This window comes from Sulfurospirillum multivorans DSM 12446 (assembly GCF_000568815.1).
Lineage (GTDB): Bacteria > Campylobacterota > Campylobacteria > Campylobacterales > Sulfurospirillaceae > Sulfurospirillum > Sulfurospirillum multivorans.
In genome coordinates, this window is the sequence record NZ_CP007201.1 from 83,611 (window position 1) to 107,184 (window position 23,574).

Annotated in this window: 22 protein-coding genes, 4 tRNA genes and 1 pseudogene; 7 read left to right on the forward strand and 20 right to left on the reverse strand. The window is 42.9% G+C overall.

What is annotated here, in order from left to right; translation table 11 throughout:
- Nucleotide 1: 1 nt before the first annotated feature.
- The 5 genes from SMUL_RS00415 to SMUL_RS00435 all read right to left on the reverse strand — a co-directional run bounded on the left by SMUL_RS00415 (nucleotide 2) and on the right by SMUL_RS00435 (nucleotide 904).
- Nucleotides 2-277, reverse strand: coding sequence for an addiction module antidote protein (locus SMUL_RS00415; protein ID WP_025343296.1), 276 nt, complete (start codon nucleotides 275-277; stop codon nucleotides 2-4).
- Nucleotides 278-496: 219 nt separating this feature from the next.
- A tRNA-Ser gene (locus SMUL_RS00420) sits at nucleotides 497-584 on the reverse strand.
- Nucleotides 585-618: 34 nt separating this feature from the next.
- Nucleotides 619-692: transfer RNA gene (locus SMUL_RS00425), tRNA-Cys, on the reverse strand.
- A 21-nt stretch (nucleotides 693-713) separates the two neighbouring features.
- Nucleotides 714-800 (reverse strand) — tRNA-Leu (locus SMUL_RS00430).
- Between the two features lie 29 nt (nucleotides 801-829).
- Nucleotides 830-904: transfer RNA gene (locus SMUL_RS00435), tRNA-Gly, on the reverse strand.
- A 129-nt stretch (nucleotides 905-1,033) separates the two neighbouring features.
- Between SMUL_RS00435 and ilvD the strand changes: the two genes are divergently transcribed.
- From ilvD to SMUL_RS00450, 3 genes are read left to right on the forward strand one after another with little or no spacing between them, the layout of a single operon-like run.
- The gene (gene ilvD, locus SMUL_RS00440; RefSeq protein WP_025343297.1) at nucleotides 1,034-2,713 is read left to right on the forward strand and encodes a dihydroxy-acid dehydratase; all 1,680 of its coding nucleotides are present in this window, start codon (nucleotides 1,034-1,036) and stop codon (nucleotides 2,711-2,713) included.
- On the forward strand, nucleotides 2,713-3,351 hold the full coding sequence (locus tag SMUL_RS00445) for a MarC family protein (RefSeq protein WP_025343298.1): 639 nt from the start codon (nucleotides 2,713-2,715) through the stop codon (nucleotides 3,349-3,351). Before ilvD ends, SMUL_RS00445 begins: the two co-directional genes overlap by 1 nt.
- 9 nt (nucleotides 3,352-3,360) lie before the next feature.
- Nucleotides 3,361-3,573 (forward strand): hypothetical protein, encoded by a 213-nt coding sequence (locus tag SMUL_RS00450; RefSeq protein WP_025343299.1) that lies wholly within the window; start codon nucleotides 3,361-3,363, stop codon nucleotides 3,571-3,573.
- 12 nt (nucleotides 3,574-3,585) lie between these two features.
- On the opposite strand, the gene SMUL_RS17300 is transcribed toward SMUL_RS00450, so the two are convergent.
- The 9 genes and pseudogenes from SMUL_RS17300 to SMUL_RS17305 all read right to left on the reverse strand — a co-directional run bounded on the left by SMUL_RS17300 (nucleotide 3,586) and on the right by SMUL_RS17305 (nucleotide 12,151).
- Nucleotides 3,586-3,957, reverse strand: a complete 372-nt coding sequence (locus SMUL_RS17300) for an FmdE family protein (RefSeq protein WP_280938044.1) — start codon at nucleotides 3,955-3,957, stop codon at nucleotides 3,586-3,588.
- A gap of 50 nt (nucleotides 3,958-4,007) precedes the next feature.
- Nucleotides 4,008-4,112: pseudogene (locus tag SMUL_RS17600) on the reverse strand (FmdE family protein); the annotation flags it as partial.
- Nucleotides 4,112-4,657 (reverse strand): TonB-dependent receptor domain-containing protein, encoded by a 546-nt coding sequence (locus tag SMUL_RS17605; protein ID WP_280938051.1) that lies wholly within the window; start codon nucleotides 4,655-4,657, stop codon nucleotides 4,112-4,114. The pseudogene SMUL_RS17600 and the gene SMUL_RS17605, both read right to left, overlap by 1 nt.
- A gap of 5 nt (nucleotides 4,658-4,662) precedes the next feature.
- Nucleotides 4,663-6,330 carry a TonB-dependent receptor domain-containing protein gene (locus SMUL_RS00460; protein WP_280938045.1) on the reverse strand — a complete coding sequence of 556 codons (1,668 nt, stop codon included), beginning with the start codon at nucleotides 6,328-6,330 and terminating at the stop codon, nucleotides 4,663-4,665.
- A gap of 103 nt (nucleotides 6,331-6,433) precedes the next feature.
- Nucleotides 6,434-7,249: an ABC transporter ATP-binding protein gene (locus SMUL_RS00465; protein ID WP_025343300.1), complete on the reverse strand. Its 816-nt coding sequence runs from the start codon at nucleotides 7,247-7,249 to the stop codon at nucleotides 6,434-6,436.
- Nucleotides 7,246-8,286, reverse strand: coding sequence for a FecCD family ABC transporter permease (locus tag SMUL_RS00470; RefSeq protein WP_025343301.1), 1,041 nt, complete (start codon nucleotides 8,284-8,286; stop codon nucleotides 7,246-7,248). Before SMUL_RS00470 ends, SMUL_RS00465 begins: the two co-directional genes overlap by 4 nt.
- Nucleotides 8,283-9,314, reverse strand: a complete 1,032-nt coding sequence (locus tag SMUL_RS00475; protein WP_025343302.1) for an ABC transporter substrate-binding protein — start codon at nucleotides 9,312-9,314, stop codon at nucleotides 8,283-8,285. The genes SMUL_RS00470 and SMUL_RS00475 overlap by 4 nt, the downstream gene beginning before the upstream one ends.
- On the reverse strand, nucleotides 9,302-10,054 hold the full coding sequence (locus tag SMUL_RS00480; protein ID WP_025343303.1) for a class I SAM-dependent methyltransferase: 753 nt from the start codon (nucleotides 10,052-10,054) through the stop codon (nucleotides 9,302-9,304). The genes SMUL_RS00475 and SMUL_RS00480 overlap by 13 nt, the downstream gene beginning before the upstream one ends.
- A gap of 426 nt (nucleotides 10,055-10,480) precedes the next feature.
- A complete protein-coding gene (locus tag SMUL_RS17305) occupies nucleotides 10,481-12,151 on the reverse strand; it encodes a methyl-accepting chemotaxis protein (protein ID WP_025343304.1) in 1,671 nt (556 codons plus the stop codon).
- Nucleotides 12,152-12,319: 168 nt separating this feature from the next.
- Between SMUL_RS17305 and galU the strand changes: the two genes are divergently transcribed.
- The 3 genes from galU (at nucleotide 12,320) to recJ (ending at nucleotide 16,555) form a co-directional block, all read left to right on the forward strand.
- The gene (galU, locus tag SMUL_RS00490; protein WP_025343305.1) at nucleotides 12,320-13,189 is read left to right on the forward strand and encodes a UTP--glucose-1-phosphate uridylyltransferase GalU; all 870 of its coding nucleotides are present in this window, start codon (nucleotides 12,320-12,322) and stop codon (nucleotides 13,187-13,189) included.
- Nucleotides 13,190-13,338: 149 nt separating this feature from the next.
- The gene (locus SMUL_RS00495; RefSeq protein ID WP_025343306.1) at nucleotides 13,339-14,979 is read left to right on the forward strand and encodes a CTP synthase; all 1,641 of its coding nucleotides are present in this window, start codon (nucleotides 13,339-13,341) and stop codon (nucleotides 14,977-14,979) included.
- Nucleotides 14,972-16,555 carry a single-stranded-DNA-specific exonuclease RecJ gene (recJ, locus tag SMUL_RS00500; RefSeq protein WP_025343307.1) on the forward strand — a complete coding sequence of 528 codons (1,584 nt, stop codon included), beginning with the start codon at nucleotides 14,972-14,974 and terminating at the stop codon, nucleotides 16,553-16,555. The genes SMUL_RS00495 and recJ overlap by 8 nt, the downstream gene beginning before the upstream one ends.
- Before the next feature lie 9 nt (nucleotides 16,556-16,564).
- Here recJ and SMUL_RS00505 read toward each other — a convergent pair whose 3' ends face one another.
- Genes SMUL_RS00505 through SMUL_RS00515 form a run of 3 tightly spaced genes read right to left on the reverse strand, consistent with a single transcriptional unit; the run spans nucleotide 16,565 to nucleotide 18,969 of the window.
- Complete coding sequence (locus SMUL_RS00505; RefSeq protein WP_025343308.1) at nucleotides 16,565-17,224, reverse strand: protein-L-isoaspartate(D-aspartate) O-methyltransferase; 660 nt, start codon at nucleotides 17,222-17,224, stop codon at nucleotides 16,565-16,567.
- Nucleotides 17,202-17,957 (reverse strand): carbon-nitrogen hydrolase family protein, encoded by a 756-nt coding sequence (locus SMUL_RS00510; protein ID WP_025343309.1) that lies wholly within the window; start codon nucleotides 17,955-17,957, stop codon nucleotides 17,202-17,204. Before SMUL_RS00510 ends, SMUL_RS00505 begins: the two co-directional genes overlap by 23 nt.
- On the reverse strand, nucleotides 17,947-18,969 hold the full coding sequence (locus SMUL_RS00515; RefSeq protein WP_025343310.1) for a ribonucleotide-diphosphate reductase subunit beta: 1,023 nt from the start codon (nucleotides 18,967-18,969) through the stop codon (nucleotides 17,947-17,949). The genes SMUL_RS00510 and SMUL_RS00515 overlap by 11 nt, the downstream gene beginning before the upstream one ends.
- A gap of 196 nt (nucleotides 18,970-19,165) precedes the next feature.
- Here SMUL_RS00515 and SMUL_RS00520 point away from each other — a divergent pair, with 196 nt between their 5' ends.
- Nucleotides 19,166-20,515 (forward strand): tetratricopeptide repeat protein, encoded by a 1,350-nt coding sequence (locus SMUL_RS00520; protein WP_025343311.1) that lies wholly within the window; start codon nucleotides 19,166-19,168, stop codon nucleotides 20,513-20,515.
- Here the strand turns inward: SMUL_RS00520 and SMUL_RS00525 are convergent.
- The 3 genes from SMUL_RS00525 to SMUL_RS00535 are packed head-to-tail and all read right to left on the reverse strand — an operon-like array spanning nucleotide 20,496 to nucleotide 23,429.
- On the reverse strand, nucleotides 20,496-21,188 hold the full coding sequence (locus tag SMUL_RS00525) for an anaerobic ribonucleoside-triphosphate reductase activating protein (RefSeq protein ID WP_025343312.1): 693 nt from the start codon (nucleotides 21,186-21,188) through the stop codon (nucleotides 20,496-20,498). The genes SMUL_RS00520 and SMUL_RS00525 overlap by 20 nt on opposite strands.
- On the reverse strand, nucleotides 21,163-21,327 hold the full coding sequence (gene nrdD / locus SMUL_RS17560; protein ID WP_025343313.1) for an anaerobic ribonucleoside-triphosphate reductase: 165 nt from the start codon (nucleotides 21,325-21,327) through the stop codon (nucleotides 21,163-21,165). The genes SMUL_RS00525 and nrdD overlap by 26 nt, the downstream gene beginning before the upstream one ends.
- Nucleotides 21,324-23,429 carry a ribonucleoside triphosphate reductase gene (locus SMUL_RS00535; protein ID WP_025343314.1) on the reverse strand — a complete coding sequence of 702 codons (2,106 nt, stop codon included), beginning with the start codon at nucleotides 23,427-23,429 and terminating at the stop codon, nucleotides 21,324-21,326. Before SMUL_RS00535 ends, nrdD begins: the two co-directional genes overlap by 4 nt.
- Between the last annotated feature and the right edge of the window lie 145 nt (nucleotides 23,430-23,574).

Here is a 23,574-nt window from a genome sequence, read left to right on the forward strand (position 1 = left end):
TTTATTTGATTTGTAGAGTAAATCCCATTGCATTCATGACGCTAACAATAGTGCTGAATTCTGGATCAGCACCCTTCTGAAAAGTTTTATCAAGACTTTCTATATCAAGGCCAGTTTCTTTTGAAATTTGTGTCATGCCTTTTACTTTTACAAGATATCCTAATGCTCGTAAAAATTCATCTTGATCTCCTCTTTCAAGGACTTGAGATAAATATTCCATTATTGCTTCTTGGTTATCAAGATATTCTGACATATCAAAATCTGTTAATTTTTGCATTTGAGTGCCTTGTCTTTAATTAAAGATGTATCTTAAAAGGCATATTTTAGCAAAGAAAATTATAAATTATGGGATGAAAAATACAGCTGAATTGACCGTTAAAAGCTATGTATGTTTTTGTGATTGTTGGAAATAGGTTGGAAAGAAGCTTTTTTTATTTTTCTTAAATTGTTTTAGAATATCGATAAAATGGGAGTTTTGAAGGAGTTTAAGTATTAGTGGCCGGGAGAGAGGGATTTGAACCCCCGGAGGTATAACCCTCAACGGTTTTCAAGACCGCCGCATTAAGCCGCTCTGCCATCTCCCGACAGAAAATTTGTAGATGATACATAATACAAAGGTGGAGGCGACACCCGGATTTGAACCGGGGATCAAGGCTTTGCAGGCCCATGCCTTACCGCTTGGCTATATCGCCACCGTATTCTCTATATCGAGGTGGTGCCCGGAGCCGGATTTGAACCGGCACACCCAAACGGGCGAGGGATTTTAAGTCCCTTGCGTCTACCAGTTTCGCCATCCGGGCAACGCGTTTCTTTTTAAGATTAAACTAAATGGAGCGGGAAACGAGGTTCGAACTCGCGACCCCGACCTTGGCAAGGTCGTGCTCTACCACTGAGCTATTCCCGCATCTAAAAAAGAGATGAGAGTATAGCAGTTTTTTTTCGCAATGTAAAGTGCTATAGGCTAAATTCTTTACATGTAAGCTTTTTTAGAGCGGTTTTGCTATAATCTAAGAAAATTTTTAAGGAATAATTGATGCGTAGTGATCAAGTCAAAAAAGGGTACAACAGAGCACCACACCGAAGTTTGTTTCGAGCAACAGGTTTAAAAGATGAAGATTTTAACAAACCATTCATTGGAGTCGCAAACTCATATATTGATATTATTCCTGGTCACTTTTTCTTACACGAATACGGACAAATCATTAAAGATGAGATTCGCAAGAACGGCTGTGTGCCATTTGAGTTCAACACCATTGGTGTCGATGATGGCATTGCGATGGGGCATGATGGTATGCTCTACTCTCTTCCAAGTCGTGAATTGATTGCTAATTCCATTGAAACAATGATGAACGCGCATATGTTGGACGCGATGATTTGTATTCCTAACTGCGACAAGATTGTTCCTGGTATGATCATGGGAGCACTTCGTGTCAATGTCCCAACGGTCTTTGTGAGCGGTGGACCGATGAAAAAGGGGTATACCAAAGAGGGAACACCGATTGACTTAACCACGGCTTTTGAAGCGGTGGGGAAATTTGAAAAAGGCGACATTAACGAGGCCGAACTCAATGACATTGAGTGTAATGCCTGTCCAAGTGGTGGTTCATGTTCTGGTATGTTTACCGCCAATAGTATGAATACATTGATGGAAGCAATGGGAATTGCCCTTCCTGGTAATGGCACGATTCCAGCATTAACGCCTGAACGTGAAGTGCTTTTACGCGCTGCTGCGAAGCGCATCTGTGAGATTGCCATCGATGATCGCTTTAAACTTCGTAATATTCTCAATGAAAAAGCGGTACGCAATGCCTTTGCTGTTGATATGGCGATGGGTGGAAGTTCTAACACTGTTTTACATATGTTAGCGATTGCCAAAGAAGCAGGTGTTAACTTTGCGATCAAAGATATTAATGAGATCAGTAAAAACGTTTCACATATCGCCAAAATTGCCCCTTCACTTTCAACGGTTCACATGGAAGACATTAACCGAGCTGGAGGCGTGAGTGCGGTGATGAAAGAGGTCAGTCGTCGTGATAACGGCATTTTACATTTAGATAATTTAACCGTGACAGGTGAAACGATTGGTGCACGCATTGCCAATGCTGAGATCAAAGATACGACGATTATTCACACGCTTGAAAATCCTTATTCAAAAGTGGGCGGGCTTGCGATCTTGTTTGGTAATTTAGCAGAAGAAGGGTGTGTTATTAAAACGGCTGGTATTGTAGGGGGTCGTCAGTTCATCGGTAAAGCGGTCTGTTTTGACTCACAACAAGAAGCGCTTGCGGGCATTATGGGTGGAAAAGTCAACAAAGGAGATGTTGTTGTTATTCGCTATGAAGGCCCAAGGGGTGGCCCTGGTATGCAAGAGATGCTTGCTCCTACGAGTTTAATCATGGGTATGGGACTCGGTGCTGATGTGGCACTGATCACCGATGGGCGCTTCTCTGGAGCAACCAGAGGGCTTAGCATTGGTCATGTAAGCCCAGAGGCGGCTGAGGGTGGACTTATCGGTCTTGTGCAAGATGGCGATACCATACAGATCGATGTGGATGCCTATACGATTGAGGCGTTGATTGATGAAGCAGAATTGGCGCGTCGCAAAGCGGCCTTTAAACCCAAAGTAAAAACGATTCAAGGAAGTTGGTTGAAACAGTACCGTCAACTGGTCACCAATGCAAGCAGTGGCGCTGTTTTAAAGACTGATGAATAATGGCTGAATTTTTTAATTTATTGCTACAACATACCATCACAATGATGGCGATTGTTGATCCTTTAGGCGTGAGTGCGATTATGCTCTCGCTTCTGCCTCAAAGTACCACCAAAGAGCATATCGATAAAATTGCATGGAAAGCTACGATGACAATCATCGTAGCTTTCTTTGTTGTCCTTTTAACAGGTAATTTTTTGCTCAATCTTTTTGGCATTGAAATCGATTCACTGAAAGTGATGGGCGGTATTATCTTACTTTTAACTGCGATTAAAATGGTACAAGGCTCAATGGAGTCGAAAAATCAAACCGAGGAAGAACGCGAAGAGGCGATCAAAAATGATGAATTCTCCGTCATTCCTCTAGGTGTGCCGATTACCTTTGGTCCTGGTATTTTTGCAACGATCATTATTTTGCGTGGGCACAGCGAAGGCATTGCTTCGATTGCAGCACTGATTATTGCCTATCTCATTGTCGCACTGAGCGTTTATCTTGCGTTTAAAAACAGCATTTACATTCGTCATTACCTTGGCATTACGGGGCAAAAGATCGTGAGTCGTTTGATGGGACTTATTGTCGGAGCGATTGCAGTGCAGTTTATTGTGGGTGGTGTGAGTGTGCTGGCGAAACATTACATGTAAGGATTTTTCATGAATCAAGGTGGTTGGAGCTGTCCTCATGATGTGGAAGGAATTTGTGATATTATTCACAAAGAGTGTGATCCGGGAGATCGCGGATGTGTGTTGTATGGAAAAGCAAAATTTGCCTGTGAAGACTCCCCTTCCAATGAAGCCTTTGAAAAACGCATGGAGCGCAAAATGCGTGAAATGTTAGGCGAGAGTCCAAAAGGCCCTAGCACCTAACATTTTTATCGCTTACCAGCCGCGTGAATACGCCTTTGCACACTCAATGCAGACAGTTTTGCCCTCTTCTAATCGCATTTTGTGCTCAGGGGCACTCTCACCGCATTTCTCACAGATAACAGACGTAAAAATCCGTGCTTCTTCTGGAAGTTCAAAAGAGGGCTCTTTAAGATCAAAAAGTTCATCCAGTGGTGCACTCAAGATATGCTCTTGGAGTTGCTGGCGTTCGAAATTGGGATTGAGCGGACGCTTAAACACAATGCGCCCTTTTTTACCATTTTTACGATCAAAAAAACTGAAAGCCTGTTTGCCCGTATCTTTGTAGATAAGATTGCCTTTTCCCATACTGCAACCAAGAAGCACTTGAATGGCATGACGCCACAAGCATCATTTTCGGTGACACACACTAACTCCTCATCTTGGCTAAATCCAATCATTCCAAGCCACGTGTGTGCCGCTTCTGCTGCCCTAAAACCAATCGCTAGTCCTGGACACGCATGTCCATGAAATGCGATACATTTTTCCCATAAGTGTTGCATTAGAAATGTACCCCCATTGTTAACATAACGGTGCGCGGAGCACCTTGGTAATAACTGGCTGCGCCATCCATTGTATCGTCCGAAGCATTAATCACTGAAATATACTCCTTATCAAAAATATTATTGATTTCAAGTGCCACTTTAAGTTTTGCTTTGTCGTAAAAATTCTTTTGCGTATAGACAATTTGCCCATCAAATAACCAACACGCATCTACTTTATTATTGTTAGTAGCATCCCCATACCGTTCACCCAAATAGCGCGCCATTGGAATGATCTCAAAAGGACCTACTTTATAGATAAGACCCGTGCGCGCCATCCATTTAGGCGTATCTACGATCTGATTATCTTTGGTAGCCATGGTAGCGCCTAGGTACGTGATCTCGTCATCGTAGGTAAAGTGGCTGTAGGTTGGATTGACAAAGAGGGTTAGGGAATCACTCATATAAAGATTGATCTCTGTCTCTAGTCCATAACTGGTCGCTTTCCCAATATTTTGTTGGTAATTGATAGGCTTACCGCCTGAGAGTACTCTGCTATCGGAAATAGTGGTTAAAAGGTCTTTGTGTTTGCCATAAAAGAGTGTTGGGAGATCTCAAAGAGATCTGCTTTGTAACGAATTCCTACATCAAAGTTATCGGATTTTTCAATGCCATAACCATCAAACAGGTCTTGCGCAGTTACACCTGCTGCTTGAAACTGTGTTCTGTAGGTATTGTAGGTGTTCATAAGGGGCATATAAGAGTAAGGACGAATAAAATTTTTGCCATAATTTGCATAGAGTTGCCATGCTTCATCCATATCGTAAGAGGCTCCAATCGTTGGAAGGACAATGGTATAATCCGTTGCATCCCGATCCAAATCAGAAGCACGCTCTAACGCATACGTTGTGCTGTTAGTTGTGTAGCCTAAGCTCTCTGAATCTTCAAATTTGAAGTATTTTACCCCACCTTGCCAGTTAAAATCTCCCTGTTTTCCTGAGACTTTCATATACGGCGTGTTAATGTACGTCGTTCCTGATGTTCCCACAACGCCATAACCACGATACGAAAGACCTGAGCTTGTGATGGCATAGTTTTGGGTGGAGATGTCCATGGATGAGTTTTCATAGTGGTAGCCTAAAACCGCTTTCATATCGCCAAACGTAGCCTCAACTTCACTTAAAATACCATAGCGCTCTATATCGCGTGTACGTTTTTGAATGCGGCCTCCATTGGAGGTCACCCCTTGATAAATTTGCGTATCTTCGGAGGAGTAGTACGGTTTGAGATTAAGGGCAAACGTGTCGTCAATGTGGTATGTTATAACCGATAAAAAATCATCGTTTTTATAGGTTCCTTTATTGTAATCGTAATAGTAAATATCCTTGGAAGCGACACCGCTTAATGCGCTATTATAATCTGTTTTGTAGTTTGAGGAGAGATTGCCGTTACTGATTTGGCTATAGGTGAGGGGGCGATAGAGATGTTGTTCTTGATCATTGTGGTTGTACCAGAGTTTAATCGTTGCTTTATCGCCTACGGGTTGAACAAGGGAGACATTTCCATTGACACGAGGTCCTAGTTCGCCCTCCCCTCGAAATTTATCCGCCTCAGCGTAAGAGAGAGAGCCCGAAAAACGTGTACCACTTTCATTGAGTATGCCACTATCAAGCCTAAAATAGCTTTTGGTGTAATCATTACTGCCGATGCTTTGGCTGACATCAAATCCAAACTCTTTTTCCGCCCATCTTGGATGCAACGTAATAGCCCCGCCACGAGAGCCAACGCCCGTGCCAATATCTGCAGGAACGCCCCCTTTGTAGATGGAGATCGATTCCATATTTTCCATATCGTAAAGATAATCCCTAGGGCCTATGGGATTGCCACCATAATTGGGCACACCTTCAACGCTGAGTGCTCCCATAGAGCTTTTAACTCCTCGCACGCGCACGCTACTTTGCTCAATGGCAAGTCCACTGCTATCGGGTGTTTCGACACTGATACCTGGCAAAAGACCAATCGCTTCATAGACGTTTGTGGTCGCTTTTGTTCCTTGGAGCTCCATACCTTTTTGGGTGACTTCGCTGCCCGTGTAGACCGTTTCGTTCGCCTGCATCGTTGGCGTTATCAACCTGTCCGCCTCAACTTCAATTTTTTCAAGCTCAACAGCGTGAAGAGACACGGCTAGTAAACCGATTGCTACGTAAGGCGAAAGCGATGTTTTTTGAAAATAGATCACCACAGCACTCCTTAATAATCAGTAATTTTAATAAATAATTCGTGTTACTATAGAGTTTTTAAGCTGTAATACAAATTAATTTTTATTAATATTTAAAATAGATTTATTGATTATTCTTAGCGATTGTAAAGGTATGTGCGTGCTTGTGGGGCGTCTCATCGTGCGCATGCCCATAATAGACAAAGGTGTGTCCCTCTTTTACATGTAAGCTTGCTTCGACATCAAAAAGCTCTTGAATCATCGATTCACTCAGAGTTTTGGTGGGGACATGATGCAGAATCTTTCCCTGTTTGAGCAGCACCAGCGCATCGGTGTAGTGGATCGCATGTTGGATGTCATGCAACACAATAAGAGTTATCAACCCTTTTTCACGGGTCACATGGCGCACGGCGGAGAGCATTTCAAGCTGATTTTTAGGATCAAGATGGGAGATGGGCTCATCTAAGAGGAGAATTTTGGGCTCTTGCAACAGTGCACTTGCGATCAATACTTTTTGTCTTTCTCCTCCGCTGAGTGTCTCAATTTCCTCTTCCAAAAGAGGTGCGAGTTCAAAGTGCTCAACGATGGTTTCAATTTTTTCTTTATCGCTCTTGCTGAGTCGCATACCACTGTAAACCCTCCTTCCAAGCTCTAACACCTCTAAAACCGTTGCATGAGAAGGGGTGTTAAATTGTGAAAGATACGCAATATGCGAAGCCAATGCTTTGGCATCCAGACTGCTAAGATCTAACGCGCCTAGTGTGATGCTTGAAGCAGGGCTTCGTAAAATACCTGCAACATGTTTTAACAGGGTGCTTTTACCTGCACCGTTTGGTCCGATGAGTCCCAAAACTTCATTGGGAAATGCTTGAAGGGTGATGTTCTCAAGCAGATGGCGTTTTTTAACCTGAAAATGAAGATGGTTGATGCAAAGATTCATCGCATTTTTCCTTGGCTGACAAGAAGGTAAAGCAGTAAGGGCGCTCCAATAAATGAGGTAAGAATCCCCACAGGCAGTAAGGAAGGGTACAGAAGCATCCGTGCTGCTAAATCTGCCCCCAAAAGTAAAAATCCACCGCACAATGCCGAGAGCGGAATTAACGCGCTATGTGCGCTTCCAAGGATGAGACGCACCATATGTGGAGCAATCAAACCGATGAAGCCAATAATGCCAAAAAATGCCACAGCAATAGCCGTACAGAGTGCGGAGAGAAGAAGCACTAAAGGGCGAAAAGAACGTGCATTGACCCCTTTGTTGAAGGCACTTTCATCGCCAAAAGCAAGGGCGTCAAATTTCCAATGCACCATGCCTAAAAAAAGAAGCGATGGTAAAAGAATCGCACTCATCAGCCAAAGATTGAGCGTGGTTGCTTTGCTGAGATCTCCAAACGTCCAAAACAGGGTTGCGGCGGCGTTAATTTCGGTTGTAAAATACTGTAAAAACATTGTTCCTGCATGAAACAGTGAGCCCAAACCTACACCCGCTAAAATCAGTGAACTAGGGCTCATGCCCACTTTTTTGCCGATCCAGACGATCATCAGCGTGCAGAGCATACTTGCCCCAAACGCAAATAGCACGATATTAAATTTTGCCATTAATGGGTTGGTAAAACTCTCTGGATGGCATACAATGATGGCAAATGTCGCCCCAAATCCAGCGGCTTGCGAGATGCCTAAGGTAAAAGGCGAGGCAAGAGGATTGCGTAAAATGCCTTGCATCGTAGCACCCGAAAGTCCCAAAAGCATTCCAACCAAGATAGCCGCTAAGGCTCGTGGAAGTCGTATGGATATGACGATCATCGAAAAGCTATCGGACGTAGACCCCAGTGTGAAAAGTCTAGCCGTATCGGCTAAAACAAGATGGCCCGCGCCACTGATAAGCGTTGCCCATGTGAGCACGATAATGCCCATAAGCAAGAAGCTTCCCAAAAGAAGGCGTTTACGGGTTCGCGCGCGGTACGCTTTGTGTACGCTCATGGTTGATTCAAATGGTAAGGAAGTTTGGTAAGCAATGCGTCTGCTTTTTCACCGTAAAACGTGGTAAAAATCTCTTTTGCTTTGCTGTTGATGTCAACAGGAGCTCCAAGGGCGTGCGCTACTTGCCATGCAATCACAAAGAGATTTTCGATATTGGTACTGTAGTAGTTGTACCCAATCACCTCTTTGACATTTCCTTTTTGATACGCTTGAAGACTCTCAAAAAGAGGCTTTTTCTCCGCATACTCCTCTTCAACTTTTGCTTTACCAAAAAGATCAACAAAAATAATCTCAGGATCAGCTTTTAGAAGAGCCTCTAATTCGATAAATTGGTGACCTTTGGCATCGGTGTTTGCAAACACACTGTTTTTCAGTCCGAGCAGTTCAAAAGGAGGATAATTGGCTTCCGTACTCGTCATTCCCTGAACTCCTTTGTAGCCGATACCTCCTACGTAGAGTGTTTTAGGGCTTAGTTTCAAAGCCGAAAGTCCTTTCTCTTCATTTTGCATAAAGGCAGTTAATTTTTGGGCACGCGCTTTGGTTTGGGTCACCTCTCCTAGTAAAAGCAGTGATGCCTTAATCTCTTCAAGATTTTTTTGACTGCTTCCTCCATACGAGGCGCCATAACTCACCGCAAGAATGGGAATAGTGGTTTTAGAAGCAATGAGGTCAATCTGATTTTGATCAACGAATGAGGTGATGATCAGATCAGGTTTCAAAACAATCAACGCTTCAAGATCAGGCATTTTTCCAGGACCTCCTGGTCCTACAAGGGGTAGTTTAGCGATCCATTCTTTGCCTAAGAATGTACGGTAAGGAGAAAGAGGTGAAGCATCATTTTCCGTTTTTTCGATGCCGACAAGACGCTCTTCAAGCCCCAAATAAACACCCAAACGCAAGGCGCCTGGTCCTAAAAAAACCAATTTGGAAGCGCTCTTGACTTCAACATGACGCCCCAGCATATCGGTATAAGTTTGGGCACAAAGGCTGCCTAGAAGGATGAGCGTGCAAAGGATTATTTTTTCCATGAGATGAGTTCTACTCCTATATTGGTTTCAAACGCAATGGTGTTGTTATGATTTAGCGGGGCTAAAAGCTCTTGAATGCGCTCTAATTGAGGAAGGGTTTGGTTGATCTCTAAGTGCCATAAAACAGAAGCAAGCGCTTCTTCATAAGGCTTTACATGTAAACGTTTCTCTTCGATGTATTCGCGCTCATAATCAATTTTTTGATCGTGTAACCATGCTTTGAGAGGTTCGGCTCCTGGAGGTGCTTTTAGGGGTAAATCGTGTGCTTGAAAGATGGGATCTAACAGTGTTGACTCACGTTTTCCTGCCCAACCAAGATAGATACAGTGTTCGTGTGCGAGGTCATGAAATTTTTGAAAATCCGCATCATTTCGTAATGCAGGTGACATGGAACAAAAAAGAATCTCAAATGTTTCGGGCGCTTCAAACGCTTCCCATGTTTTACATGTAAGGGTCAGTTTGGAGCAAAGTCCTTCGTGTTTGGCATCTTCGTTTAAAAGTGCGAGCATTTCACCAGAGAAATCAAGCGCGTTTACATGTAACGCTTCTTGGGCGATATGAAGCGTGTAAATACCTGTGCCACAGCCAACATCTAAAACGCTCTTGTCATGAAAATGAATACCGCGTGCTGCTATTTTAGAGAGAATTTGCTTTTGAAAGCTGTTTTCATGGTGTGAAAAGCGTCCGTACTGCGAAGCTTTTTTATCCCACATCTGTGGTTGAGAGGCTTGAGTGAACATTTTTTATGCCTTTGTGTAATAACACTAAGTTAATATTTTTATTATCTTAGCAGTAAAAGTTTAAAGCATAACTGAAGAGGAGGGATGGTTCTGTTTAGAGTCCAAAACCATCGGTGTGCATAAAAAAAGAGGTTTTTAATCTATTAAAATGATTGAGATTGTGCCAAATATACAAAACCCAGGGCAAATAAAACAGCGTTAAGAAGTGTCATCACTAATCCAACTTTTGCAACGTTTAACTTTTTCATCGTTATAACTCCTTTTTTGTATTTTCGGAATTATATGTATATTAAACTTAAAACTAAGTAAATAAAATAAGAATAATTTTAAGTATTGAAAATTGGTAACCTTTCTACACTTCAGTTTGAATGAAAATACCTTAATTAATCATATAAATTAAGCTATTTATAAGTAGAATAGACGTAGTTACGCTTTGGGTTTGTAGCCTATTCTAAAGCCACCCCAATGACGCCCCTTAATGTAGATGGGGATCGAAATATCATGCATAACATCGCCATTTTCCCGACGATAGGTCTGAAGTAGCACGCGCTTTTCATGGTTCGCACCTCTAATACCACTGTCGGTGAAGATGCGTTTGGAGCGGTTGCCAAAGAGATCTTTTTCATAATTGCCTGTAAGCGGTGCACGCGCGTTATGGGTGGAGATGTAGCCTGATGTGTGCATGGCGACCGCGTAAAAAAGCGTTTGCGTATTCTCTTTCATCAACGTATCCACAATATCGGGGAAAGTTTGGTCGGTAAACGCATCGTATGCGGTCGTGTATTTTTGAGGATTGGTATTGGGGATTGGTTTAAAACGGGTATCAAAAATGGCTTCAAGGGTGAGTTTTCCACTCTCAATGGCATTTTCAAAAAGCGCTTCAACGCGCGTTTTGGCATTTAAACAACGCTGATACATTTTTTCATGGTACTCATCCATCGCAAATGCGCTGAGGTTTTCATGCGCCTCTTCAGATCCTAGGATGATCGCTTGTGTCTGTCCTGAGATGGCTTTCATCTCTTGAGTACCCGATTCGAGCTGTTCACGCATCTTTAAGATCATCTCTTTAATGTCCAGCAACTGCTCGCTGTTATAATCTGAACTCTGTGCAATGGTTCCGATTTGGTGCTCAATCTTTTCTGCATTGCTAATAAAATGTTTAATCTCATCGCCCACATGTTGCACGGTATGGGATGCTTGTTCTATCTCTTGGCGCAGGGTTTCGATGCTAGTGTATACTTCATTGGTGTCGTGTTGAATCTGTTTTATAATGAGGGTGACTTCACTGGTTGATTGGGAGGTGCGCTCTGCTAGATTGCGCACTTCATCCGCCACCACGGCAAAACCACGCCCATGCTCACCTGCACGTGCTGCTTCGATGGCGGCATTGAGTGCAAGCAGGTTGGTTTGATCGGCAATATCATCAATGACAGTCGTGACATTGTGAATGGTGATCGATTTTTCTTTCAGATCATTGACTTTGGATGAAGCGTCCGCCGATTGGGCATTAATATGTTTCATACGGGTGATAATATCGTTGAGTTCTGCAATGCTTTGTTGGCTCTCTTTCATGGAAAGCTTGGCAAATGAAGAGGCTTCTTGCGCGTTAGAGCTGACTAAATGCACGTGTTCAAAAATGTTTTGAGTTGCGTTTGAAATTTCTGCAATGGAGTGTGCTTTTTCTTCAAGCTTCTTCGACATAGCGTCGATTGAATACATCAGTTGTGCCGTTGCAATGGAATTTTTGCCCGCACTTTGTGAGTAGTTCTCACTCAAATAGGTTAAGAGTGTCACAAGCGTATAGATTCTAGGAAAAAGTGTGCTCAGTAACGTGTTCTGTTCGGTTACATGTAAAAACTTTTTTTGGTAGCCCTCGCGCACGGTTTTGTCTCTTGCATCAAATTGAGACAGGAGTTCTAGGGCATTGGAAAGGGGTTGAATGATGATTTTAAAGAAGATGATTAGAAGCACACACAAAGAGATCACTGCAAAGAGTGCAACCCAAAAAGGCTCTGAAACACGCCATGTAACAAGAAAAAGTGCGATGCTTAAGAGAATCATAACAGCGCTGATTTTAAGAAAGTAACGTTGAAGCATGGTGTCCCTTGAAATGAAGATGTATGAGCGTAACATATTTAAATGACAAAAGTATAAAAACACGTAAGCGTTGAAAAAAAATGAGTTTAAATGTTTAGATTTGCTACTCATGAAAAAAAGAGCAAAATTAAGCTAAAATTGCACATTTAAAACCTCAGGAGCGATACAGTGTCGAGTATCTCAAAATATAGCAAAATTAATAGTTTAAAATCCGTCAAAAAATGCCTTTTCCCAGCCGCAGGCTATGGAACACGCTTTTTACCAGCCACCAAAGCGATGCCAAAAGAGATGTTACCCGTTCTTACCAAGCCTTTGATTCAGTATGGTGTTGAAGAAGCCGTGAGTGCGGGTATCGATACGATGGCGATTGTTACAGGTCGTGGTAAACGAGCGATTGAAGATCACTTTGATGTGAGTTATGAGTTGGAACACCAAATCAAGGGAACCTCGAAAGAGAGTTACCTGACTGAAATTAGAAATTTGATCGATAATTGTACGTTTAGTTACACCAGACAAGTGGAGATGAAAGGTTTGGGTCACGCGATCCTTACAGGCAAAACGTTGATTGGAGATGAGCCGTTTGCGGTTATTTTGGCGGATGACTTATGTGATAATAACGATGAAGACCCTGTGCTTAAACAGATGGTCGAAGTGTATGAAAAATACCGTTGTTGTGTCGTTGCCATTGAAGAAGTGCCTAAAGAAGAGACGAATAAATACGGTGTGATTGATGGCAAAATTGTGGATGGCAATGAGTCCGTGCTTCGTGTTTCCAACATGGTGGAAAAACCAGATCCTAAAGATGCGCCAACGAATTTGGCGATCATTGGTCGTTACATTTTAACGCCCGATATTTTTGATGTGATTGAAAACACCAAACCGGGAAAAGGTGGCGAAATTCAGATCACCGATGCACTTTTGGAACTGGCACAACAAGGTAAAGTTATTGCGTATAAATTCCAAGGAAAACGGTTTGATTGTGGCTCCATCGAGGGCTTTGTTGAAGCAACCAATTACTTCCACGATAAAGCAAAATAACGTTTTTAAATCGTTACATGTAAGCCTCTTGACCCCATAATAAGAGGCTTTCCGCGCGTATTCACTTTTCTTCACCGCTTGGGAATAAACCCTTTATTAGCTTACATGCGTTATAATCAAGGCATTAAATAATAATGAGGCGGAAGAGTATGTCCAATCACGAAACGAAGTATATTTTTATAACCGGAGGCGTTTTAAGCTCTCTTGGTAAAGGCATAGCAGCGGCGAGTATCTCCACACTTTTAAAAAATGTTGGCTTTAAAGTCAGCATCCTAAAAGCTGACCCTTACATCAATGTCGATCCAGGAACAATGAGTCCTTTGGAGCACGGCGAAGTTTTTGTCACCGATGATGGCGCCGAGACCGATCTTGATCTTGGGCATTATGAGCGTTTCCTTGATGAAAATCTTACCCAAGCGAACAACTTCACCACAGGACGTGTTTACTCGGCGGTTATTGAAAAAGAGCGCAGAGGCGATTACCTTGGTAAAACGATTCAAGTGATTCCTCACATTGTGGATGAGATTGCAAACCGCATCAAAGAAGCGGGTCGTGGTCAAGATATTTTGATCGTCGAGATCGGTGGAACCGTTGGCGACATCGAAGGACTTCCTTTTTTAGAGGCGATTCGTTCCCTTAAAAGCGAGCTTGGCAAACGCAGAGCCATGAATATTCATCTTACCTTGGTTCCTTTTATTAAAGCTGCGGGTGAACTTAAAACCAAACCAACCCAACACTCGGTTCAAGAGCTCCGTCGTATTGGTATCACGCCTGATATGTTGATCTGCCGCTCTGAATACCCGCTTCCAAAAGAGCTGAAAAACAAGCTAGCATTTTCATGTGGCGTTGAGCGCAATTCCGTCATTGAGTGTCTGGATGCTACGACCATTTATCAAGTACCCCTTAGTTTTCTTAAAGAGAACATTTTAGTACCGATTTCAGAAGCACTGAATCTGGGTGATCTTACACCGCATATGGATGAGTGGGATATCTTGGTCAAACGTGTCATAGCACCTCGTGATGAGCTCATGATCGCCTTTGTAGGTAAGTACCTTGATCTGAAAGAGTCATACAAATCACTCACTGAATCATTGATTCACGCAGGGGCAAATCTCAATGCCAAAGTGAAAATTCGCTGGGTTGATTCTGAGATGATCGAAGAAAAAGGGTGTGAAGAGATACTCTCCGATGTCGATGGCATTTTGGTTGCGGGCGGTTTTGGTGAGCGTGGTGTTGTGGGTAAAATGGCTTCTATCCGTTATGCAAGGGAGCACAACATTCCTTACCTTGGGATCTGCCTTGGAATGCAACTTGCGATGATCGAATTTGCACGCAATGTTCTGCACATTGAAGATGCTAATTCGGCAGAATTTGATGCTACATGTAAAAATCCTATTATCTATTTGATCGACTCATTTATGGATGCAAGCGGTCAAAAACAGCTTCGTACGTTCCAAAGTCCATTAGGCGGTACCATGCGTTTGGGCGGTTATGAGTGCGAAACCAAAGAGGGTTCGCTGCTCCGGTCTGTTTATGATGGCGCTAAAGTGATTCGTGAGCGTCATCGCCACCGATATGAAGCCAACCCTGCGTATCGCGAAGCGTTTGAAAAAGCGGGTCTCATCATCAGTGGCGAGAGCGAAGGCTTGATCGAAGCGGTGGAGCTTAAAGGGCATCCATGGTTTTTGGGTGTTCAATTTCACCCTGAGTTTACATCACGTTTAACAAACCCAAACAAAACCATTTTAGGTTTTGCGAAAGCGGCTTTGTTACAACGTCAAAATGGCTAGTTTACTGACCAAAGAGGAGATAAAACGGATTCTTCAAAGCAGGTTCGAGAATGACGAGTGTACCCGTCTAAATGAGATTCCTAAGCCCTCCTCTTTAAAAGATATTGCGCGCGCGTCAAAACGCATTGTCCACGCCATGAAAAATCATGAACGCATTGCCATTGTGGGCGATTACGATGTGGATGGTGTGATCTCTTCGGTGATTTTAAGCCAATTTTTTGATGATTTGGGTGTGGATTACTCGTTGATCATCCCCAACCGTTTTACCGATGGGTATGGCTTAAATCCTGACATCGTTGCCAAACTGGATGTGCATGTGATTATCACCGTCGATAACGGCATCTCTGCGATTGAAGCGGCGCACATTTGTAAAGAACAAGGGATTGATCTTATCATCACCGATCATCACAGTGTTCCTTCCATCTTGCCCGATGCATATGCGATTGTCAATCCCAAGCAAGACGATTGTGCGTTTCCGCATTGTGAAATTTGTGGTGCGCAAGTGGCGTGGTATCTGGTCGCAGCGCTTAAAGAAGAACTCGGCGTTGAGTATGATCTCTCCAGCTTTTTAGACCTGCTGTGCATCGCCATTATGGCCGACATGATGGCACTGGTTGGCATGAACCGCGTGATGGTTAAAAAAGGGATTGTCGAGCTTAACCACTCCAAGCGTGCCGCCTTTGAAGCGATCAAGCAGTATTTTGGTAAAGCAACCTTAGAGGGCGATGATATTTCCTTTTTGATAGCACCTCTGATTAACAGCTCGGGACGCATGGAAGATGCGATTTTCTCCTATGAATTTTTGAAATCCAAAAATGTGAATGACGCACTGGTTAAACTCGATTACATTGTCTCATTGAATGAAGCGCGTAAAGAAGAAGAGCGGCTTTTATTTGAAGCCACGCTTCCGTACGTCAAAGAGGGTGAAAATATCATCGTGGCGTGGGGTGAAGAGTGGCATGAGGGCATCGTCGGGATCGTCGCCTCGCGGCTTTCTAAACGCTTTAAAAAGCCTGCGATTGTCTTTTCTATTCGCGATGAGAGAGCCAAAGGGAGTGCGAGAGGCATTGGTGATGTCGATATTTTAGAGCTCATTCGTTCTCAAGAGGCGATATTGCTAGGTTACGGTGGGCATAAAGGGGCTGCAGGTGTTTCGATTGAGATCAAACATTTGGAGCAGTTTCGTGCTAATTTGGAGCAAGCATCAAGCCATTTAAACAAAGAAACGTTAGAAGCGGATAATGATCTTTTAGGTGAAATCACTGCCGATCAGATCGATTTTGAGTTACTGGAAATTTTGGAAAACCAAGAGCCTTATGGGCAAAAAAACCCAAAACCGAGCTTTTTATTACGTAATATCGCTGTCAAAGTCGATCGTTTGATCGGCAAAGATGGGCAACATTTAAAGCTTATTTTGCAGGAGGGAAGTAATGCCCTTGAAGCACTGTTTTTCAATTACGATATGAAAGCCAAACAAGGCGATCACATCGACATTCTCTTTACCGTTTCGCGCAATGACTATCGAGGACTCGTGACGCCTCAGCTTTTAATCAAGCAGATTGTGAATAAATATTAGCAAAATGTACTAAAACTCACGACCATCTTGCACGGGCACAAAGAGGCAATCGCCGATTGTCTCTTTGTGTATGCCCTCTTCTGTTTTGATAAAACGGGTAATGATCTGTTTATTCCCTTTTTCAATGGGCGCAACCAAAATCCCCCCTACTTTTAACTGTTCAAAGAGTCTTGGCGGTACTTCAGGCGTTGAGGCTGAAAAGAGGATGCGATCGTAGGGAGCAAACTCTCTCCACCCATTTTGCCCGTCGTCAAAACGCGTGTGAATGTTAGAAATTCCCAAGAGTTTAAAACGCTCACGCGCCTCTTTAAGTAATCTTTCAATGCGCTCAATCGTAAAGACTCTGCGGATGATTTTACTGAGAATAAGCGCTTGGTAGCCACTACCACAGCCGATCTCCAAAACACTGTCCGCACCTTTACATGTAAGCGCTTCGGTCATTTTAGCAACCGTTAAAGGCGAGCTGATCCATTGATTCGCAGCCAAGGGCAGAGCGTCGAGTTTGTAAGCGTGCATGCTCATGCCTTGTGGCACAAAAAGCTCTCTCTCACTCTGACAAAACGCATCGTAGACGTTAGGGCTGATGGGACATATTTTGGCGATTTCATCTGCCATTTTCTTGTGTTTTTGAAAACTAATTTTCTCTTTAAAGTGAGCCGTTTGCGGCATTATGGTTTAATCCTATGTCAAGGTATCGTCGCATTTTTTTGATCTCGTTCGTATCAAAAGAGTGCAGTATTACAGTAGCGCTATCATCGCTCGTTACGTCGCCAAATGGGGAGATAATCGCACTTCCTTTTGCCATACTTTCATCCGCTCCATTGGCACACAGCACATAGGCTTGATTGGCAATGGCGAGCGCGGTTGTAAGTATTTCAAAGTGCTTTTTGCGAAGCGTGCCCCAGTAGGCTGGGACTAAAATAAGATCTGCCCCTTTGATTTGCTCCCACAGTTTTGGGAAGCGAAGTTCAAAGCAGATAAGTACAGCAATTTTTATTCCATCCACGTCGATGATGCCAATCTCTTCAGGGTTTCCTGCTTGAAAATAGTGCTCTTCTTCGCCTAAGGGGAACAATGTTGCCTTTGCGCGCGAGAAAATAAGCGCTCCGTGGTGAAACAGTTTGAAGTTATTCACATAGCCAGTCTCTGTTTTTTCAATTAAGGTGAGACCAACTGTTTTACATGTAGAAAGTTTTTCAAGTTTTGGAATGACCAAAGCCGAAAAGGCTGCGGCTTCTTCCATCGTGTCGTAACTGTACGCACTTAGACAAAGTTCTGGCGCTAACGCGATGCACTTCTCGGGTGTTTGCTCGAGAAGTGCTTGCAAGGTTGCAAAATTCTCCTCAAAGCTTCGGCCTTCATAGGCAAATTGTAAAGCGCAGAGCATGGGTTTAGAAGTCATCGAACGTCAGACTTCCTTTGCTGTAGTTGGAGACATTGCCTTCAAAAAAGTTCGTTTTTTGGTCATTAAATTTCGAGAAGTCATCGACCCATTTGATTGGATGTTTGGCATTGTAAAGCTTTTCAAAACCTACGGCGGTTAAACGATCATCAATGAGGTAGTGAATGTACGTCTCGATGATGTCATCGGTGAAGCCCATAATTTGATTTTGGGTGATGTATTTACCCCACTCAATCTCAAGATCGCCTGCTTTTTGGAACATATCGTAGACTTTGGCTTTGAGTTCCGTGGTGAAAAGATCAGGTCGCTCTTTTTGAACGGAATTAATCATATTTTGAAAGATCAGAAGGTGCGTAATTTCATCGCGTTGGATAAAACGAATCATCTGCGCACTGCCAAGCATTCTTCCCGCACGGGCAAGCGCGTAAATCGCCGTAAAACCAGAATAGAAGTAAATCCCCTCTAAGATTTGGTTGGCAAACATCGCTAACACAAGTTTTTCATCGGTCACATCACCGGCTAATTCTTCGTAAACACTGGAAATATAGTCATTTTTACGACGCAACACTTCATCGTGTTTTTCCATCTCGTAAATCAAATCGGTGTTATCGCAAATCGCTTCGACCATAACGGCATACGATTTTGAGTGGTTCGCCTCTTCGTAGGATTGACGTGAAAGACACGCGTTGATCTCGGGTGCGGTGATGTAAGGGTTGATGTTATCGGTTAAGTTATTGGTTTGGAAACTGTCCATGCTGATCAGTTGTGACCACACCAGATCGTACATCCGTTTTTCGGCATCGGTGAGGTTGCGGTTGTAGTCGATGACATCTTTAGTCGTATCGACCTCTTTAGGAAACCAGGTATTGGCCTCCATCATATCCCAAAGTTTGAGTGCCCATGTGTATTTTGCTTTGGTAAAATTTAAAATTCCGTGTGGATTTCCGCCAAAGACTCTGCGATCATTGATGCTCTCATCTGAGTTTGGGTTGTAGATTTTCTTGCGCTCCATTGCCATTCCTAATACGTTAATCTAGGAACTATTTTATCGAAAATTTCTTAATTCTATGGGCAGTGGAGGGTTTAGTTGGCTCACATCAAACTGATTTTGTTGCTCTTTTGTTGCTTTTACATGTAAATCATTTTAAAGATGCTAAACTCCCATAAATACAGTTTTTAACGCACTTTTTGGGAGAACGTCACATACGATGAAACAGCACGCAAAACCGCATAACGATGAAATCGACGCTTTATGGGAACAAGCGCTAAAATTTCATAAGCTTTCACACGACGACGAGGCTCAAAAACTGTATGAGAAACTCTTAACCATTCAGCCGCATGCGCACGCTTATTACAATTTAGGCACGATTTTTCAAAAACAAGAGAAGCTTGAAGAAGCCATCGAAATGTATGAAAAAGCCATCGCATTGCAACTGAATCATGCGAATGTTTACTACAATTTAGGCGTTATTTTGAAAACACAAAATAGATTTGAAGAAGCTGCTACATTCTATGAAAAAGCCATCGCATTGAGTCCAGATCATGCCAATGCCTACACCAATTTAGGCAATATTCGCAAAGAGCAAAACAGACTTGAAGAAGCCATGGCACTCTATGAAAAAGCCATTGCTTTAAATCCAAACAATACCAATGCGCACCTTAACAAATCGCTCATTCTTTTGGCAAAGGGCGATCTTTTAGAGGGGTTTGCGCTGTATGAAAAACGAAGGCCTGTAAGATCGTTTTCAAAGCCTGCTTGGACAGGTGCGGAATCGTTGGAGGGTAAAACCCTTTTGATCTATTCTGAGCAAGGATTTGGCGATACGATTCAGTTTTGCAGGTATATTGAGATGGTTGCAAAATTGGGTTGTACCGTCATTTTTGAAGTCGCCAAACCACTTTTGCCGCTTATGCGTCAATTACGCGGCGTTTCTTGCTTTGTGGAAAAAGGTGAAGCTTTACCCCCATTTGATCTTCATTGTTCCCTTTTAAGCCTTCCTTTTGCGTTTCAAACCACGTTGGAGAGTATTCCTTCAAAAGAGCGTTATTTGACTGCAGATCCTCAAAAAGTTGCTGATTGGCAGAAGGTATTAAATGGGACAAAACCCAAAGTCGGGTTGGTTTGGAGCGGTAGCGAGACCAATAAGGGTGATGTGTATCGAAGTATTTTTTTAGAAACATTGCTTGCATCTCTTCCCAAAGGTTTTGAGTATATTTGCTTGCAAAAAGAGGTGCGACAGAGTGATCACACTGCTTTAGAGAATTCTCCGATACGTTTTTTAGGAGAATCATTACATGATTTTAGCGATACCGCAGCGGTCTGTTCTCTTATGGATTTGGTTGTAAGTGTCGATACGAGTGTTGCGCATTTAGCCGCGGCTTTGGGTAAAAAAACTGTGGTGCTTCTGCCGTTTGCTCCTGATTGGAGGTGGCTGCTTGAGCGAAACGATAGCCCTTGGTATCCTACGATTCAGCTTTTAAGACAAGAGACAATGGATGATTGGGAACGTGTGTTACAAAAGCTCAGCCAAATATTGCTTAATTTCGAAAAGCAATAGGGATAAGGGTTAAAAGCTCCGTTTGATCAAAAGTGCGTGTTGGTGGTGCTGTATGCCCCATTGTTTCGTTTACATGTAAATAATTTTGGAGGTAATACGTTCCTGTATAGCCTTTTACATGTAAATCTTCTATGATCGTATTGATGTTAGCAGTTGTGAGCAGATCAGGGTGAAGTGTGGTTCGAACTTCAAACGGAAATGAGCGTTGAATAAGCATGCTCAGACTCTGCTCAAAGCGTTCAAAGTGACGGTAATGCGTTAGGGTCTCATACTGCTGCTTTGGGGCTTTATAATCAAGGGCGATGTAGTCCACAAGCTTTTTTTCGATTAAGCGGGTGAGAAGCTCTGGATTGGTGCCGTTGGTATCGATTTTGATCTTATAGCCTAAGGCTTTAATCGCTTCGCAAAAGGGTTCAAGATGTGGGTAAAGGGTACACTCGCCGCCGCTTAAAACGACACCATCCAAACGACCTTGGCGGCTGTGTAAAAATTGCAGGGCAAATTCGAGGTCAATCGTTCCATTGTCTCGTACGATGTGAGGATTGTAGCAATATGGACACGCCATATTGCACTTGGCAAACCAAAAAATAGACGCTAGATGATGGGGATAATCCAGCGTCGTAAATTTGGTAATGCTGTGGATTGCCTTATCGGCAAGAGCATTTTTCAACAAATTGAATGCGCTCCCTATGTTCGCCTGTTTTACCAACATTAAAACTCTCTACGGGTCTGTGGTAGCCCATAACACGGGTGTAGACGATACATTTGGTACGTTTTTCTTTCAACTTCTCTAAAATTTCGGTTTGACTCACGATACTTCTCCTTTTTTGAATTGTTCGACTAATTCTTCATCGCATTTCGGGCAAAATTCATGCTCACCACTGATGTAGCCATGCTTCTCACACACCGAAAAAACCGGCGTGATCGTAAGATATGGCATACGGTAGTTCGTAATCACGTTTTTCACCAACTTTTTGCACGCTTCACTGGAACTAATGCGCTCTTTCATGTAAAGATGCAGAACGGTTCCGCCTGTGTAGGAGCATTGAAGGTCATCTTGGAGATCCAATGCTTCAAAAGGATCATCGGTAAAATTCGCAGGAAGTTGAGAGGAGTTGGTGTAGTAGACATTTTTTCCCGATCCTGCTTGGATGATCTCAGGGTAGCGTTTTTTATCTTCTTTGGCAAAACGGTACGTTGTTCCTTCTGCTGGGGTTGCTTCAAGGTTGTAGAGATTTCCACTCTCTTCTTGATAGGCGACCATTTTGTTGCGCACAAATTCTAAGATTTCGTGAGCAAATTCCATTCCATACTCATCGGCAATCGTGTGCTTGTCATCTGTAAAGTTACGAATCATCTCGTTAATGCCATTCACACCAATCGTTGAAAAATGGCTGTTAAACCCTGGCAAATAACGTGCCGTATACGGGTAAAGTCCACGGTTATACATTTCTTGAACAAAGACACGCTTTTTCTCTAACGTTGATTTTGCCAAATCCATCAGGTACTTAAAACGCTCCATCAACTCAGTTTTATTGCCTTTGTACAGATAACCAAGGCGCGCCATATTGAGCGTAACGACACCGATGCTTCCGGTCATCTCAGCGCTTCCGAAAAGGCCACCACCGCGTTTTAGAAGCTCTCTAAGATCGAGTTGTAAACGACAACACATCGAGCGTACATGACCGGGCTTATAGGCTTTGGGGTTTTCAACGAGTTTTCCATCCGCATCTCTGACATATTGACTTCCGATGAAGTTTTGAAAGTACGAAGAGCCAATTTTGGCAGTATTTTCAAAAAGGAGTTCGGTGTTCTCTCCATCCCAATCAAAATCTTCGGTGATATTCACGGTCGGAATTGGGAAGGTAAAGGGTTGACCTGTTTTATCGCCTTCGGTCATCACTTCATAGTAGGCTTTATTGATCTGATTCATCTCTTTTTGGAAATGTTTATAGGTCATCGCTTCCAGTGAATTTACACCGCGTTTTTTTGCCTCTTCAATCAGCTCTGCATCGTTAATCTCTTTAAAAAGATGGTGTTGGCTTGACGTTGGAATTTGATCGGCTAAATCGGTCGGCACGGTCCAGTCAATCGTAATGTTAGTAAACGGACTTTGTCCCCAACGTGCAGGAACATTGAGGTTGTAAATAAAGCTACGAATCGCTTTTTTGATCTCTTTGAATGAGATTTTATCTTTAAATGCGTACGGCGCTAAGTAGGTGTCAAACGAGCTAAATGCTTGCGCACCTGCCCATTCGCTTTGTAAAATGCCTAAAAAATTTGCCATCTGCCCGAGTGCTTCTCTAAAGTGCATTGGAGGACGACTCTCCACGCGACCGCGAACACCGTTAAAGCCTTCATCTAAAAGGACGCGAAGGCTCCAACCCGCACAATAAGCGGTTAAACAATCCAAATCATGAATATGGTAGTCTCCATTACGGTGCGCTAAGCCCTCTTCTTTAGAATAAATTTTATCAAGCCAGTAGTTAGCGATGACTTTGCCTGCGGTGTTGTTCACAAGCCCTGCATTGGAGTAGCCTGTGTTAGAGTTTGCCTTAATTCTCCAATCGCTTTTGCCAATATACTCTTCAATCGTTTGGCTGGAATTGACATAGGTTGTATCTTCACTTAGCCCGTAAATATGCTCGCGTTGCATTTTGTGGGTATGGCGATAGAGAATGAATGAACGCATAACGTCAAAATAGCGTGATTTGTAAAGCTCTTGTTCGATCATATCTTGGAAGTCTTCGACCGCTGCTACCCGTTTCTTCTCGATCCGCTTTTGAATCTCTTTGAAAATGCTTTCATCGTACGTGACACCTTCACTTTTAAAGGCCTTCTTGATGGCGTCTTCGATCTTGTAGGGTTGAAATTCTTCGGTTGTACCGTCGCGTTTGAGAACTTTGGTGAGCATGGTTATCCTAGATTTAAAAGTAGAGAAGATTATAGTAAGTCTAAAGTTTAAAGAAACTTAATAATTAACCTGAAACACTTATGTCACAGCTAACAAGTAAAGCTTTTTTGATGAGTTTTATTAAAGCAATAAATCCCTAAATTAT